The 14414-nt window shown below is 65.1% G+C and carries 13 protein-coding genes; 5 read left to right on the top strand and 8 right to left on the bottom strand.

The features are described 5' to 3' along the window. Positions 1 to 143 precede the first annotated feature (143 nt). Together ACT53T_RS10945 and ACT53T_RS10940 are read right to left on the bottom strand one after the other, a co-directional pair. A complete protein-coding gene (locus tag ACT53T_RS10945; RefSeq protein ID WP_476161213.1) occupies positions 144 to 920 on the bottom strand; it encodes a M48 family metallopeptidase in 777 nt (258 codons plus the stop codon). 118 nt (positions 921 to 1038) lie between these two features. Then, on the bottom strand, positions 1039 to 1665 hold the full coding sequence (locus ACT53T_RS10940; RefSeq protein WP_026191153.1) for an SCO family protein: 627 nt from the start codon (positions 1663 to 1665) through the stop codon (positions 1039 to 1041). A gap of 350 nt (positions 1666 to 2015) precedes the next feature. On the opposite strand from ACT53T_RS10940, the gene ACT53T_RS10935 reads away from it, so the two are divergent. After that, on the top strand, positions 2016 to 3563 hold the full coding sequence (locus ACT53T_RS10935) for a helicase HerA-like domain-containing protein (RefSeq protein WP_476161212.1): 1548 nt from the start codon (positions 2016 to 2018) through the stop codon (positions 3561 to 3563). A 66-nt stretch (positions 3564 to 3629) separates the two neighbouring features. Here ACT53T_RS10935 and ACT53T_RS10930 read toward each other — a convergent pair whose 3' ends face one another. Genes ACT53T_RS10930 through ACT53T_RS10920 form a run of 3 tightly spaced genes read right to left on the bottom strand, consistent with a single transcriptional unit; the run spans position 3630 to position 4983 of the window. Next, positions 3630 to 3878: a type II toxin-antitoxin system Phd/YefM family antitoxin gene (locus ACT53T_RS10930; RefSeq protein WP_476161211.1), complete on the bottom strand. Its 249-nt coding sequence runs from the start codon at positions 3876 to 3878 to the stop codon at positions 3630 to 3632. A 25-nt stretch (positions 3879 to 3903) separates the two neighbouring features. Beyond that, on the bottom strand, positions 3904 to 4395 hold the full coding sequence (locus ACT53T_RS10925) for a hypothetical protein (protein ID WP_476161210.1): 492 nt from the start codon (positions 4393 to 4395) through the stop codon (positions 3904 to 3906). A gap of 15 nt (positions 4396 to 4410) precedes the next feature. Then, positions 4411 to 4983 (bottom strand): HNH endonuclease, encoded by a 573-nt coding sequence (locus tag ACT53T_RS10920; RefSeq protein WP_026191154.1) that lies wholly within the window; start codon positions 4981 to 4983, stop codon positions 4411 to 4413. 327 nt (positions 4984 to 5310) lie between these two features. Here ACT53T_RS10920 and ACT53T_RS10915 point away from each other — a divergent pair, with 327 nt between their 5' ends. Continuing rightward, complete coding sequence (locus tag ACT53T_RS10915; protein WP_476161209.1) at positions 5311 to 6810, top strand: exopolysaccharide biosynthesis polyprenyl glycosylphosphotransferase; 1500 nt, start codon at positions 5311 to 5313, stop codon at positions 6808 to 6810. Between the two features lie 164 nt (positions 6811 to 6974). Here ACT53T_RS10915 and ACT53T_RS10910 read toward each other — a convergent pair whose 3' ends face one another. Together ACT53T_RS10910 and ACT53T_RS10905 are read right to left on the bottom strand one after the other, a co-directional pair. After that, entirely contained in the window at positions 6975 to 7427 is a 453-nt protein-coding gene (locus ACT53T_RS10910; RefSeq protein ID WP_476161208.1) for a cupin domain-containing protein, read from the bottom strand. Between the two features lie 10 nt (positions 7428 to 7437). Next, the gene (locus tag ACT53T_RS10905) at positions 7438 to 9156 is read right to left on the bottom strand and encodes an OFA family MFS transporter (RefSeq protein WP_476161207.1); all 1719 of its coding nucleotides are present in this window, start codon (positions 9154 to 9156) and stop codon (positions 7438 to 7440) included. Positions 9157 to 9532: 376 nt separating this feature from the next. Here ACT53T_RS10905 and ACT53T_RS10900 point away from each other — a divergent pair, with 376 nt between their 5' ends. Beyond that, the gene (locus ACT53T_RS10900; RefSeq protein ID WP_476161206.1) at positions 9533 to 10531 is read left to right on the top strand and encodes an LLM class flavin-dependent oxidoreductase; all 999 of its coding nucleotides are present in this window, start codon (positions 9533 to 9535) and stop codon (positions 10529 to 10531) included. Between the two features lie 51 nt (positions 10532 to 10582). On the opposite strand, the gene ACT53T_RS10895 is transcribed toward ACT53T_RS10900, so the two are convergent. Next, on the bottom strand, positions 10583 to 11401 hold the full coding sequence (locus ACT53T_RS10895; protein ID WP_476161205.1) for a hypothetical protein: 819 nt from the start codon (positions 11399 to 11401) through the stop codon (positions 10583 to 10585). 185 nt (positions 11402 to 11586) lie between these two features. Here ACT53T_RS10895 and lexA point away from each other — a divergent pair, with 185 nt between their 5' ends. Together lexA and ACT53T_RS10885 are read left to right on the top strand one after the other, a co-directional pair. After that, positions 11587 to 12291, top strand: coding sequence for a transcriptional repressor LexA (gene lexA, locus ACT53T_RS10890; protein WP_476161204.1), 705 nt, complete (start codon positions 11587 to 11589; stop codon positions 12289 to 12291). A gap of 239 nt (positions 12292 to 12530) precedes the next feature. Continuing rightward, a complete protein-coding gene (locus tag ACT53T_RS10885) occupies positions 12531 to 14411 on the top strand; it encodes an AsmA family protein (RefSeq protein ID WP_476161203.1) in 1881 nt (626 codons plus the stop codon). The last annotated feature ends 3 nt before the right edge of the window (positions 14412 to 14414 follow it).

The raw sequence follows: 14414 nt of genomic DNA, 5'->3' as shown, positions 1-14414 counted from the left end.
GAACGCTTCTGATTCGGCGGGAGCAGAATTTTAACGATTCACAAACCAAGCGGGCGTGACGCGCCGATGACGGCGCGTCGTTTCATAGGCGCGCCGGGGAGGGCGCGCGTCTTTTGATAGAAAGGAAAGTGAGAAGGCCGCGTCTATTCGGTCGCGCCGAATTTATGCAAATGCGCGCCATGCGTGGAGAGCCAACCCTCGGCGCGGTCCGTCTCCGCGCAGAGGCGCCGGGTCAGCGCCCAGAAGCGATCCGAATGATCGAGATATTCGAGATGCGCGACCTCATGCGCAGCGAGATAGTCGAGCACGAAAGCGGGCGCCAAGATCAGCCGCCAGGAGAAGTTCAGCGAGCCCGACGCCGAGCAGGAGCCCCAGCGGCTCACCGTGTCGCGCAATCCGACGCTGCGCGCCGGCAGGCCGAGCGCGCGTGTGTGGCGCTCCACCGCCGCCTCGAGATCGTGGCGCGCCTCGCGTTTCAGAAAATCGACGATGCGGCGATGCACATGCTCCTCGCGGCCGGCGACGCAGAGATCGAAGCCGTCGCAGAGCGCCGTGTCGAGAGCAAAGCGCGTCTCCGTCCATACGGTTCCGCGCGCGGCGGGGCGATGCGCGATGCGGTGGTCGACGCCGCGTAGCGGCACGACGGCGCCGTCGCGAAAGGGAATCGTGTCCGGCAGACGATTGAGCCGCGCGGCGATCCAGGCGGCGTGACGCTCGGTGAACTCGCGCGCCTCACGCAAGGAGGCGCGCGCGGGCATTGTGAGAACGGCGTCGCGCGCCGCGAAGCGCACGCGCAACGTGAAGCGTCGCGCGCTGCGCAGGCGGCGCAGCGAGACGGTGAGCGTCTCGCCCGCATGTGTGAGTGTCAGGGCGGTGGAGCCCGCGGTTTTCGCGAGGCCGTCGCGTCGGAGACGAAGCATGATTCGATGCTAACGCAAACTCGCGCCGAGTCGCGACAGGGAAGTTCGCGACCTACGCAAAAAAATCTCGGCTGTGTCGTTTTTGCGTCTCTGTGTCTTCGCGTCTCGGCGTCGCCCGTCACATATAGCGCTCGAGATCGCGCGCGGCGTCGGCGGGCTTGCGTCCCACATTGAAGGAGCTGACGAAGCGGCCGTTCTTATCCATAAGATAGACGACGGTCGTATGGTCGACCGCATAGTCCTCGCCGCTCTCCGCCGCCTTCTTCGAATAGATGCGATATTCCTTCAGCATCGGATCGAGCTGCGCGCGCTCGCCGGAGACGCCCACGATTCGCGGATCGAAATTGGAGAGATAGTCCTTGAGCACGGCGGGCGTGTCGCGCTCGGGATCGACGGTCACGAACAGAGCGCCGGCGTTGGCCTTCGGCCCCAGCGCGCGCAGCACTTCGGAAATCTCGAACAGCGTCGTGTGGCAGATGTCCGGGCAATGCGTGTAGCCGAAGAAGACCAGGAAGGGCCGGCCGAGAAAGTCTTTCTCGGTGACAGTCTGGCCATTGTGCGCGACGAGCTGGAACGGCCCGCCGATGGCGGAGGCGGGCGGCGGCGGCGGCTTGAGGCTGGTGAACGCCACCAATGCGGCGAAGGCGGCGAGAAAGACGCCGCCGATGGCGAAGAGAGGCAGCTTGGGAAGGTCGCGGCCCTTGGCGCGACCCTTTTGCGAACTCTTGGCGTAGCTCTTGGACATGCGTTTCTTCCTGAAGATATGGCGTCGTTTGCTCGTTCACGCCGCGGCCGAGGCGATCGCGGCGTCGATCATCGGCGGCTCGAAAGAGCGGCCCCGCCGGGCGGCGGCGATCTCGAATGTGTGGCGGCTCGACGCTCCTCTCTATGCGCGGAACTTAGCCTGCGGAGGGACGTTCGCCAAGCGTCACAGGAGAGCGTCACAGCAGAGCGTCACGGCAAGGCGTCGCAGCGGAGCGAGGCCGTCGCCGCGGCGCCGCGTCGCAGCACGCGACAGGAAAACGCCCGCACCGACGACGGCCGGATATATAATGGCGGCCCAACGATTCTCCCAATGAGCGCAGGCGCGAGAACATGAGCGACGATCCGAACGCCAGCCCCGGAAAAATCCTCGTCGGCGCGAGCGCCGATGGCGTTTATAGTTACCTGACCCTTTCCGTCGGCAATCGCCACGGCCTCATCGCCGGCGCGACCGGCGGCGGCAAGACGGTGACGCTGCAAAAGCTCGCCGAGGGCTTCTCCAATGCGGGGACCGCCGTCTTTCTCGCCGATGTGAAAGGCGATCTCGCCGGCCTGTCGCAGGCGGGCGAGATGCGCCAAGCCTTCGTCGATCGTTCGCTGGAGATCGGCCTCGCCTACGCCGTGGACCGTTTCCCCGTCGTCTTCTGGGACGTGTTCGGCGAGCAGGGGCATCCGGTGCGCGCCACCATTTCCGAAATGGGGCCGCTGCTGCTCGCACGTCTGCTCGAGCTCAATGATGTTCAAGAGGGCGTGCTCAATGTGACGTTCCGCGTCGCCGACGAGCAGGGACTCTTGCTGCTGGACCTCAAGGATCTGCGCGCCGCGCTCACCTATGTCGCCGACAATGCGGGCTCTTTGAAGACGAAATACGGCAATGTCGCGCCCGCGACCGTCGGCGCCATTCAGCGCCAGCTGCTGGTGCTGGAGACTCAAGGGGCCGAGAAATTCTTCGGCGAGCCGGCGCTCGACATTTCCGATTTTCTGCGCGTCGATCGCGACGGCCGCGGCGTCATCAATATTCTCTCCGCCGACAAGCTGATGCGCTCGCCGCGGCTCTACGCCACATTCCTGCTGTGGCTCTTGTCGGAGCTGTTCGAGCAGCTGCCGGAGGTCGGCGATCTCGCGCAGCCCAAGCTCGTCTTCTTCTTCGACGAGGCGCATCTCCTCTTCGACGATGCGCCCAAGGCGCTGCTGACGGCGATCGAGCAAGTGGTGCGGCTCATCCGCTCCAAGGGCGTCGGCGTTTATTTCGTCACGCAAAATCCGCTGGATGTGCCGGACAGCGTGCTCGGCCAGCTCGGCAATCGCGTGCAGCATGCGCTGCGCGCCTTTACCCCGCGCGACCAGAAAGCCGTGCGCGCGGCGGCGGAGACCTTCCGCCAAAATCCCGCCTTCGACACGGCGGAGGCGATCATGCAGCTCTCCGTCGGCGAGGCGCTCGTCTCCATGCTCGACGCCAAGGGCAAGCCGGAGATCGTCGATCGCGTGCTGATCGCGCCGCCCGCCTCGCGCGTCGGGCCGATCACCGCCGAGGAGCGCGCCGCCGTGCTGGCGGAGAGCGCGCTGCGCGGCAAATACGACACGCCGATCGATCGCGAATCCGCCTTCGAAATATTGCAGAAACGCGCCGAGGGCCATTTGAGCGGCGCCGGCGCCGGCCCCGCTCGGCCGGAGGAGCAGACGACGCAGGCCAGCGCCGGCGGCGGCCTCATCGGCACGCTCGGCGGCGTGGTCGGGGGATTGTTCAAGCGCGAGAATCCCAAGCGCATGTCCACGGGCGAGCTCGCCGTGCGCTCGGCCGTGCAATCGGCGGCGCGCTCCATCGGCACGCAGATCGCGAAGGAAGTGCTGCGCGGCGTGCTGGGCGGGATATCGCGCTGAGCGCGCGATGTTCCCGCTCTCGATCGAGGGAAGGCGTCGGGGAGTGACGGCGGCGGATATGTATCGTCAAAGCTCGACGTCTCGCGACGGCCGCGCGTTGCGTTCCAATTCGCCACCCGGGAAGGTTTTCAAATAGGCGACGAGGCTCGGCCGTTCGCGTTCTATCGCTGCGTGGGCAAGCCCGGCCGTCTCGATAGAGACGAGAGCGGCGACCGCCTCGCCGTGGAGCGTGATCGTCACGATTTCCCCGCGCATGGCGCGATCGACAAGATCGGAGAGGCTCGCCTTCGCGTCGTTCAGATCGATCGTCGCCATGAAGACTGGTCCGTCCGATGGTCGGCTATCGGCCGCGCAGCTCGCGGCCACGCATTTCTCGCTCGCGCGCGTCCCGCCCGCGCATGGCGATCAGCCAATAGATCGTCCCCGTCAAAGCCCCGGCGAGAAAGAACAGCAGCGTGAAGCGCCCCTCGGCCGGGCTCGCCTCGACGATGCGGCCGCTCCCGCGCGCGGCGCGGAGTATCGTCGGCGCGGCGGCGGCGAGCAGGGCCGTCGCCCCGGCGTACCAGGTGTAGGCGCGCGCTCCGGCGATCTCGCCGACGAGCGCCACAATGGCGAGCGGCGCCGCGCAGGCCGCGATCCCCATGGCCCAGAGCAGATAGCCGAAGGCCGCCGCGACATCATCGGGCTCGGCCGAGAACAGCGCCGCAATGGCCAGGGACGAGCCGGCCTCGCGCGTCGCGGGGTCGCTGAGCGTGGCGATGGGCAGGAAGATCATGCCCGCGCCGGCGGCGAGCACGAAGGCGAAAGAGACGACGAGAAGGCGACGCAGCATGTGGCTCGATTGCGATCAGGGCTCCAGCACCGAATCCCAATAGAGATAATCGAGCCAGCTCTCGTGGAGATAATTGGGCGGGAACAGCCGCCCATTGCGATGCAGATCGGCGACGCTCGGCTGAAAGGGCGGCTGGGCCGGCAGCATATGCGCCTCATGCGGCAGCCGGTCGGCCTTGCGCAGATTGCAGGCCGAGCAGGCGGCGACGACATTTTCCCAGGTGGTGGCGCCGCCCTTGGAGCGGGGGATCACGTGATCGAAGGTGAGATCGTCCTGCTGTCCGCAATATTGGCAGGTGAAGCGGTCGCGAAGAAAGACGTTGAAACGGGTGAAGGCGGGATGGCGGGCCGGCTTTACATAGGCTTTGAGCGAAACGACAGAGGGCAATCTTATTTCGAAACTCGGACTTTTGACCGTCTTGTCATATTCCGAGACGATGTTGACCCTGTCGAGGAAGACCGCCTTTATCGCGTCCTGCCACCCCCATAGGGACAGAGGATAGTAGCTCAGCGGCCGATAGTCGGCGTTGAGAACCAATGCAGGACAGGCCTGCGGCGAAACATTGGACTGGCGAAAGTGAACGGTCACCTCGGCCCTCTTTCCGCGAATCGTTCGGACGCCCTCCAGCCCCCGAGCCGCGGCCATAGTCTATAGGCAGGATGACGCCATTGTGAAGGCTTCTCTCGGCGCCGCGGCGCCGCAGCCGCACGATTTCGCCCTCGAATATGGTAAATATTTTATTTATCAATGACTTGAGTGCGGGCTTCGCTTTCGCCTCCCCGTCGCTCCCTCCGATTCTCCGCTTTTTCGCCGCTCTGCGGGCAGGCGGATTGCAGCTTCCGCCTCGAAAGCCGGCCAAAACGGGGGAATTGCTCCATTACGGCACGGCGGCAGTATCGGGTTGGAGACGAGGCCGTGTCGAGTATCGCCGATCTTCCCTTTTCGTCGCTCCGCAAGGACGACGCTCGCGTCAAAGCTGGAACCGACAGCGCCGCATTGCGCAGCGGCTGGTCGCGCGCCATGCCGAGCCCCAACGCCGCGCTGATGCGCGCCTCCTTCTCGGTGATCGCGGCGCTGATCGATGTGGCGGTCATTCTCGCCACGGCCATCGCCTGCGAGACGCTGTATCATTATTTCGCCTATGGCTATGACGGCTCGACGCTGCCCAATCTGCGGCTGTGCATGTTCGCGGCGATCCTCTTCGTGCTCTCGAACGTCATGCGGCACGAATATGCGATCAAGAATTATCTGACTCTGGAAGGCCATGGCTGGCGCGGCGCGGTGCTGTGGAGCGTCGCTTTCGTCTGCGCCTTGACCTTCGGCTTTCTCGCCAAGGCCACGGAGGAATCCTCGCGCGGCGCCTTCGTGCTCTTCTATGCGGCGGGCTTTCTCTCCGTCTATTCGGCGCGCGCGGCGCTGGTCGGCGTGGTTCGGCGCAGCGCCGAGCGCGGCGGCGCCTCGGCGCGTCGCGTGTTTCTCGTCGGCTTCGAGAGCGACATAGACGAGTTCATGCGCCGCTATCAGCCCTGGGAGAGCGGCATGAATGTCGTCGCCGCCGTGGCGCTGCGCGACCGCGCCGACGCCATGCAGGATGATCTCGCTCTGGCGCAGGCCTCCGCCCGCATGCTGCTGCCGGACGATGTGTTCATCCTCGCGCCCTGGAGCCGCACCGACGTCATCGACGATTGCGTGGCCGCCTTCCTGCGCGTGCCGGCCTCGCTTCATCTCGGGCCGGAGCGCGTGCTCGACCGTTTCGCCGATGCGCATATCAACAAGATCGGCTCCATCGCCAGCCTCAATCTGAGCGGCCGCCGGCACGATTCGCTCGAGATCATCGCCAAGCGGCTCTTCGATATCGTCTTCTCGGCCGCCGGCCTCGTCGCGCTGTCGCCGCTGCTGCTCGTGGTCGCGGCGGCGATCAAGCTCGACAGCAAAGGCCCGGCGCTGTTCTTCCAGCGTCGCCACGGCTTCAATCGCGAGCCCTTCCGCATCGCCAAATTCCGCTCCATGACGACGATGGAGGACGGCCGCGACATCACCCAGGCGACGGCCGGCGACAAGCGCGTGACGCGCGTCGGCCGCTTCCTTCGCCGCTACAATATCGACGAGCTGCCGCAGCTCATCAATGTGCTGCGCGGCGAGATGTCGCTGGTCGGCCCGCGCCCGCATGCGCTGGCGCATGACCAGATCTTCGAGCGCAAGATCGCCCTCTATGCGCGCCGCCATAATGTGAAGCCCGGCATCACCGGCTGGGCGCAAGTGAACGGCTTGCGCGGCGAGATCGACTCGCCGGAGAAAATCCGCATGCGCGTCGAGCATGATCTCTATTACATCGACCATTGGTCGCTGCCGCTCGACGTGTGGATCATCTTCATGACGATCTTCTCGCGCAAGGCCTATCGCAACGCGCTGTGAGGCCGTCATTGCGAGCGAAGCGAAGCAATCCAGAGAAGCCGTGGGGCGGCAGAAAAAACCTTTGACACGGCCGTCTCGGGGCGGGTCAATTCAGTGGATCGCTCGCTCTCCGATGGTCAACGGCGAGGGATAGGATGTGGGCGCGATCGACCGTGGAGACGCGCTCAGCGCTGCGGCGCGGGCTTCGGCCACAGGCTGGCGCCGGAGGGGCCGACGCCGGTCTCGAGCAAGAGCACCTCGCCGTCCTTCGCCCAGCCGAAATGAACCGTCTCCGCCGGCACGACGATGGAATCGCCGGGGCCGAGGAGGCGCAGCGACTTCTCGTCGAATTCCCCGCCGACGCCCGCGTAGAAGCGCCCGGAGATCACCGTCACCAGGCGCGCGTCGGGATGCGTATGCGGCAGCGATCTCGCGCCGGCCGCATATTTCACCGAGAGCGCATAGAGCGCCCCCGGCTGCGTCGCCGTGCCGCTGACCGGCGCGGCGGAGACGCCCGAAAAGATCGGCACGGGCGCATATTTCAAGTCGCTCTGCAGCACGGCCGGCGGCGGGCCGTCGGCCCGCGCCGCGCCGGCGAAAAGCGCCAGCGCGAGGCCGAGGAGATTTCGCGCGCGCATGAGGCCTCCGTCAGTGGAAGAGGACGAAGGTCTTCTGCAGCGTGATCGACACGCCCCAGGCGAGCGGTATGCCGACGGCGGCCCAGGCGGCGAAGAGCAGAATGCGCGAGCCGCCATTCTGCGCGGCGGCGGCGCGGCGCGCCTCGGCGGCGGCGGCCTCGGCCGCCTGTCCATCCTCGATATAATCCTCGAAATCGGCGTGCGGCTCTTTCTCCTCCTGCACGACGGCGGCGACGCTGGTCTTCTTCTCCGCGGCGACCTCCTCGTCGGTCATGAACAGCTTCTCGGCGACGGGCCGCACGGCGAGATCGCAGACGAGGCCGAGAACCAGCAGGCCGGCGAGAATATACATGGTCTGATTATAGACCGCGTCGCGCGCGACGCCGTGGTCGAGCTGATAGTCGCGTAGATAATTGACGAGCACCGGGCCGAGCACGCCGGCCGTCGACCATGCGGTGAGCAGGCGGCCGTGAATCGCGCCCACATAATGTGTGCCGAAAATATCCGCGAGATAGGCGGGAATGGTGGCGAAGCCGCCGCCATACATGGAGAGGATCACGCAGAAGAACGCCACGAACAGCACGACATTGCCCTGCTGCGCGGCGAAAGGCGCGGCCGAATAGAGAATAATGCCGAGGATGAAGAAGATGGCGTAGGTCGTCTTGCGGCCGAGCTTGTCGGACCATGTGGCCCAGGCGAGGCGCCCGCCGATGTTGCAGAGGCTGAGCAGGCCCGTGAAGCCGGCGGCGATGGCCGCGATCTTCGCTTTTTGCGAGGCGTCGAGGCTGGAGAAGCCGATGTCGAGGCCGATGAGCTTGCCGCCGAACACTTCCTGCAGCATGGGCGAGGCCATGCCCAGCACGCCGATGCCGGCGCTGACATTGAGCGTCAGCACCGCCCACAGCAGCCAGAATTGCGGGGTCTTCCAGGCGACGTTCAAATGGACGTGGCGATTGGTGACCATTTTGTTGCCGGCCGTGGCGGAAGGCTCCCAGCCCTCCGGCTTCCAGCCGTCGCGCGGCACGCGATAGCCGAGCGAGCCGCCCACCATGAAGACGAAATAGATCGCCGCCATGGTGACGAAGGTCTGCCACACGCCCACCGAGCCGGGCGCCGCATAATAGGACATCAGCCTGTCGGCGAGCGGCGCGCCGATCATTGCGCCGCCGCCGAAGCCCATGATCGCCATGCCGGTCGCCATGCCGCGCCGGTCCGGGAACCATTTGATGAGCGTCGAGACCGGCGAAATATAGCCGAGCCCGAGGCCGATGCCGCCGATGACGCCGGAGCCGAGCCACAGCATCCAAATCTGATGCAGATAGACGCCGGCCGCCGAGATCAGCAGGCCGCCGCACCAGCACACCGCCGCGGCGAGGCCCGCCTTGCGCGGACCGGCGGTCTCCAGCCAATGGCCGAAGACGGCCGCCGAGGAGCCGAGGAAGACGAAGAACAGAGTGAAGGTCCAGCCGAGCATGCTGATCTTCCAATCGCAGCTCGTCGTCACGATGCTCGCGAAAAAGCCCATGTCGGCCGGGCAGGCCTTGGGCTCGGCGCCGCCGATGGCGCGCGACAGCGGCAGCCAGAACACGCTGAATCCATAGGCCATGCCGATGCACAAATGCACGGCGAGCGCCGCCGGCGGCACCAGCCAGCGATTGAAGCCGTGCGCTGCGATGGAGCGCTCCCGGCTGAAAAATTGCCGGGACGGCGTTGCGGCTGCTACCGACATCAAATCCTCCAAAAATCGAGCTGCGCTCGCTCCGCGGCGTCGTGAGCGGTTCCCCGAACGCCGCCTTCGCGGCGCCCGCTGACGTTCGACAATGCCGAGCATTGCGGCTTTTTCAACTGTTTCTATCGGAAAATCGCCACAGCGCCGACGATCGATCAATATGTTTTTCTCGTCGCTTTATTTGATTTCTCTATTATGACGCCCATCCGCCGGATTGGACGAGAGCTTTCTAGGGGCCGACCGAAATTCCCGCGCGACGCCAATGTTTTTGCGCTTGCGGGCGGGCTTGCGCGTCCATATCCTGTATTACGATATGTAACTGCCGTATATAGCCAAGGCGCGCAAGGACGGCGGCGCGCATTCCGAGGCCTTCGCCATGCGGTTCGGCGTCTTCTCCACTTACGAAAACCCGCAGCAGGATTTCGCGCGTTGCTTCGAGACGCAGACGCGCCTCGTGCGCCATGCCGAGGCGCTCGGCTTCGAGGAGGCCTGGGTCGCCGAGCATCATTTCGAGCCGGACGCCGCCTGCCCCTCCATTCTCACGCTTCTCTCCTATCTCGCCGGCGTGACGAGCACGATACGCCTCGGCTCGGCGGCGGTGCTGCTCGCCTTCCGCAATCCCATTCAGGTGGCGGAGGATGTCGCCACCATCGACCTTCTCTCCAAGGGGCGGTTCGATTTCGGCGTGGCGCGCGGCGGGCCGTTCGAATTGCAGAATCGCCATTTCGGCGCCGGCAAGGATTCGACGCGGGAGATGACTCTGGAGGCGCTCGGCCTCGTCAACCGCCTGCTCTATGAAGACAAAGTGACTTTCACCGGCGCGCATTACGAGGCCAATGGCCTCAGCCTCACGCCGCGCCCGCTGCAAAAGCCCATCCCCACCTATCTCGCCACCACGACGCCGGGGGCGATTCGCTACGCCGCGCGCAATGGCCATGGCGTGATGGCCGGCCCGCCTTTCCCCATAGAGCAGATAAAAGAGACCTTGCGCATCTATCGCGAGGCTGCGGGACCGGAGGGCGATCCGCGCTTCACCATGGCGCGCTTCTATTTCGCCGCTCCCCGCCGCGAGCAGGCGCTGGCCGAGGCCGTTCCCTTCCTCTCCCGCTTCGCCGAGCGCATGCGCGGCAATTTCGCCCGCCAGGACGGCGCCGCGCCGGCCTCGCTGACGGAGGAGGGGCTGCTGCAACGCTCGCTGATCGGCGATTTCGACGAGGTGGCGGAGAAGATCGCCGCCTATCGCGAGGAGACCGACGCGCGGGCGATATTGCTGAAGCCGATCTCCCGCGACCCGGAGAAGAATTTGCGCTCGCTAGAGGATTTCGCGCGCCATGTGCGGCCGATTCTGGGGGTGGAGGCGGCGGCGGCGCAGTAGAGGTGGCGATCGACGAACCAGCTTTGCGCTCGATGTTTTACGATCTGCTGATTACGGAGTGGAAAGACCAGGAGGCGAGCCCGTAGTTTCGAGTACGTCGGGTAATGCTGATAGCATGGCGCCCACGACGCTCCTTGCGATGCCTATAATGCTGATGGCTTCCTCAACGGATAAAATTACCTCCGGGTGGATCAGCGGGTTTCTATGGAGTTTGGTCATCTGTTTTAGTGCTTCTACCACTTTTGCGTCACCGAGCTGTCGTTTCTCTAGCTCTGCTGCAAAATTACCCAATGTTTGTAATGATGGTCTCGGCTCATCTTTAGATACTGCATCCCAATATCTGCGCACAACGCATTCAGTTGCACGAAAAATGTGAAATCCGCAAGCAGTAGGCAATTCAAAAGCAAGAGATTTTCCAGCTTCCATTAAATCTTTTTCCGCGTCTGGCGCTTTTTGTGATATCGAAATTGGAAAAATGCATTTCCCATTGAATATTAGTTTATCAATATCGTAGCCTTCTTTTGGCGTGGCTATGTATATTGGCAAAACACCGAGGTCGGCCATAAATGCGGTAATGAAGTCTTTTTTCTTATTTATTATTTGATTGGAGGCGTATTCGTCTGGAAGTTCATTTTTATCAATTATTTTCTTGATTACTTCTTCGATGCATTCAAGTAGTTGATTCGCAAGAGACGATGACGACTTAAAATGATGCATGTAAAAACTTTGGCTGTACAATTGAATTATCTTTGTCTGCGCGGCGAATAGCACAAGTAAGGTATTTGAATGGTTCTCTATTCCTTGGAGGCTATCAAGATTGTCGATTGTTTTCACAGACTCGACTATCCACGGCGCAGAAATACGAATCAAGGCAACAACTCCTTTTGCACGAAAGCGCCCTCAGGGTATCGTGGCTACATTCGCCGTTCAAGCGCTCCCTTGCGGAACGCACCGAGAACGCCTATCCTCCCGTTCATGATTTGTTTATGAACCCGCGGCATCATGCTCGGGTTCGGACGTGGCGCGACGCGGGCAGGCGGCGCCGGGGGGCTTCCATGCTGACCAAGAAACAGAGCGATCTGCTGCGCTTCATCCATGAGCGCCTGAAGGAGACCGGCGTGCCGCCCTCCTTCGACGAGATGAAGGACGCGCTCGATCTGCGCTCCAAATCCGGCATTCACAGGCTCATTCTCGCGCTCGAGGAGCGCGGATTCATTCGCCGCCTGCCCAATCGCGCCCGCGCGCTCGAGGTGCTGCGCCTCCCCGAATCGGCGACGCCCCGCGTCGCCGCGCGCGGCGGCAAATTCTCGCCCTCGGTCATAGAGGGCGCGCTCGGCCGCGTGCGGCCCGTCCCCGCCGGCGAGCCTGAGTCCGATCAGCAGGTGGCGATTCCGGTCATGGGCCGCATCGCCGCCGGCACGCCCATTTCCGCTCTGCAGAATCGCAGCCACACCATCAGCCTGTCGCCGGATATGCTCGGCGGCGGCGAGCATTTCGCGCTCGAGGTGCGCGGCGATTCGATGATCGAGGCCGGCATTCTCGACGGCGACGTCGTCGTGGTGAAGAAGCAGGACAGCGCCGACACCGGCGATATCGTCGTCGCCCTCATCGACGAGGAGGAGGCGACATTGAAGCGCCTGCGCAAGCGCGGCGCCTCCATAGCGCTGGAGGCCGCCAATCCGGCCTATGAGACGCGCATTTTCGGGCCGGATCGCGTCCGCATCCAGGGGCGTCTGGTCAGCCTTCTGCGCAAATACTGAGAGCCGCGCGCCGCCACGATCTCGCCGCCCTTTGCCGCCATGGTCCGGCCTCGCGCGCTTTTGGCGCGCGGGCCTTTTCGCGTAGCGGCCGAGCGATTAAGGCATGTTGTTTCGTGTCGCGCCTTCGCCGAGGGCGCGCGCTGCGTCGCCAGCGGCCCGCGGCCGCCCCGCTTTTTTTCATGGACGATGGAATGTCGCACTCGACTGGCCCGATGCGCGAAATCGAAGGATCGAAGCCCTTGGGCCAAAGCCGCCGCCTGTCTCTCCCGCGCCTGCCGCGCCGCTGGCTGATCGCTCTTTGCGCCGTCGCCGCAGTGGCGCTCGGCGCGGCCCTCGCGCCCTGGACCTTCTCGACCAATGCGCTGCTCGAGGAGATTTCCGGCCAGCTCAACGCCTCCTCTGGCCTGTTCATCGCCGCCAAGGGCCGCTCGACCTTCTCGCTGCTGCCGCGCCCGCACATCACCATAGACAGCATCGCCTTCGCCGATCCCACCGCGGCGCTGACCATCGAGGCGGACAGGCTGCACGGCAATGTGCTGCTGCTGCCGCTGCTCGCCGGCCGTTTGGAAATCGCCGATATCGAGCTCATCCGCCCGTCGATAGAGGTCGATCTCGATCGCAAGCCGATGAGCACGGCCGGCGCCGCCGTGCGCGCCGCGGCGGCGCGGCCCTCGACGCCAGCGGCCGAGAAGGCCGATCGCGCCCGGCTCGGCGGCGTCTCCATCGTCTCCGGCGTGGCGAGGCTCAAATATTCGGGCGGCGAGGAGACGCTGCAGGACATCGACGCGACGCTCGACTGGCGCACCGTCGGCTCGCCGGCGACGCTCGACGCCGCTTTCTCCTGGGGCGGCGAGCGGCCGCGCGCCATGCTCTGGGTGCTGAAGCCCGGCGCGCTGCTGCGCGGCGAGCAGACGCCGGTTACGGTGCGGCTCGATTCGGACAGCGTGCGGCTGGAGGCGGAGGGCTTCGGCCAGCTCGGCGCCAAACCGCGCTATATGGGGCGGATCACCGCCTCCTCGCCCTCGCTGCGCCATGCGCTCGGCCTCGCCAAGGTGAGCGCGCCGCTGCCCGGCCCGTTCGAGAATGTGCAGCTCTCCGCCAAGGCCAGCGTCGGCCTGCGCGATTTCCAGCTCTCCGATGTGAAGCTCTCGGCCGACGACAATGAGTTCGAGGGCACATTCGCGCTGCGCCACGAGGGCGACAAGCCCATCGTCCATGCGACGCTCGCCAGCAATTTCGTGTCGCTGAAGCCGATGATCGCCGATCTGCCGGCGCTCTCCGGCGCCGACGGCCAATGGAGCCGCGACGCTTTCGCCTTGCCGGATATTCAGGACGCCGATGTCGATCTGCGCCTTTCGGCGACGCGCGCCCGCATCCTGCGGCTGAACCTCGAGGACGCCGCTCTGTCGCTGCTGCTGCGCGGGGGCCGGCTCGAGGTCGCGCTCGCGGAGGCGCAGGCCTATAAGGGGACGGTGAAGGGCCGCGCCACTTTCGCCGCCAATGCGGCAGGCGCGCTGGAATTCCACGGCAATGCGCAGCTGACCGGCGTCGACGCCGGCGCGCTCGCCTGGGACCTCGCCGCGCGGCCCGATCTCGGCGGCGCGCTGGACGCCAATTTCGCGCTCGACGCCACCGGCGACAGCGTCGCGCAGATCATGCGCGATCTCGACGGCCGCGCCACCCTCACGCTGAGCGAGGGCGAGGTCGGCGGCATAGATCTCGAGCGCGCGCTGCGCCGCATCGACAAGCGGCCCTTGTCGAGCGCGATGGACATTCGCTCCGGCCATTCGCTGGTGGATCGCGCCAGCGCCACCATCAAGATCGTCAAGGGAACGGCCAATATCGAGGACGGGCAGGCGCATGGGCCGGGCTTCGCGCTGGCCTTCGCCGGCCTAACGCGCATCCCCGAGCGCAGCCTCGCGATGAAGGCGCAGGCCAATGAGGCCGACGCCGCCGGCAAGCCGCGCGAGAAGGGCGTGCAGATCGGCTTCGATCTCTCCGGCCCCTGGGACGATCCCGTCTTCGCGCCGGACGCCGCCGCGCTGATCAAGCGCTCCGGCGCCGCCGCGCCGCTGCTGCCGCGCGTGGAGCCGGAGGCGGGCGCGACGAAGGAGCGGTGAGGG

This window comes from Methylosinus sp. DMC45, from assembly GCF_056313885.1.
This window is presented reverse-complemented; position numbering and strand designations above follow the sequence as displayed.

Coding starts and splice junctions, on each gene's coding strand:
- ACT53T_RS10905 (WP_476161207.1), bottom strand. CDS start 9,156: ATGTCGGTAGCAGCCGCAACGCCGTCCCGGCAATTTTTCAGCCGGGAG.
- ACT53T_RS10910 (WP_476161208.1), bottom strand. CDS start 7,427: ATGCGCGCGCGAAATCTCCTCGGCCTCGCGCTGGCGCTTTTCGCCGGC.
- ACT53T_RS10930 (WP_476161211.1), bottom strand. CDS start 3,878: ATGGCGACGATCGATCTGAACGACGCGAAGGCGAGCCTCTCCGATCTT.
- ACT53T_RS10940 (WP_026191153.1), bottom strand. CDS start 1,665: ATGTCCAAGAGCTACGCCAAGAGTTCGCAAAAGGGTCGCGCCAAGGGC.
- ACT53T_RS10900 (WP_476161206.1), top strand. CDS start 9,533: ATGCGGTTCGGCGTCTTCTCCACTTACGAAAACCCGCAGCAGGATTTC.
- ACT53T_RS10935 (WP_476161212.1), top strand. CDS start 2,016: ATGAGCGACGATCCGAACGCCAGCCCCGGAAAAATCCTCGTCGGCGCG.
- ACT53T_RS10945 (WP_476161213.1), bottom strand. CDS start 920: ATGCTTCGTCTCCGACGCGACGGCCTCGCGAAAACCGCGGGCTCCACC.
- ACT53T_RS10925 (WP_476161210.1), bottom strand. CDS start 4,395: ATGCTGCGTCGCCTTCTCGTCGTCTCTTTCGCCTTCGTGCTCGCCGCC.
- lexA (WP_476161204.1), top strand. CDS start 11,587: ATGCTGACCAAGAAACAGAGCGATCTGCTGCGCTTCATCCATGAGCGC.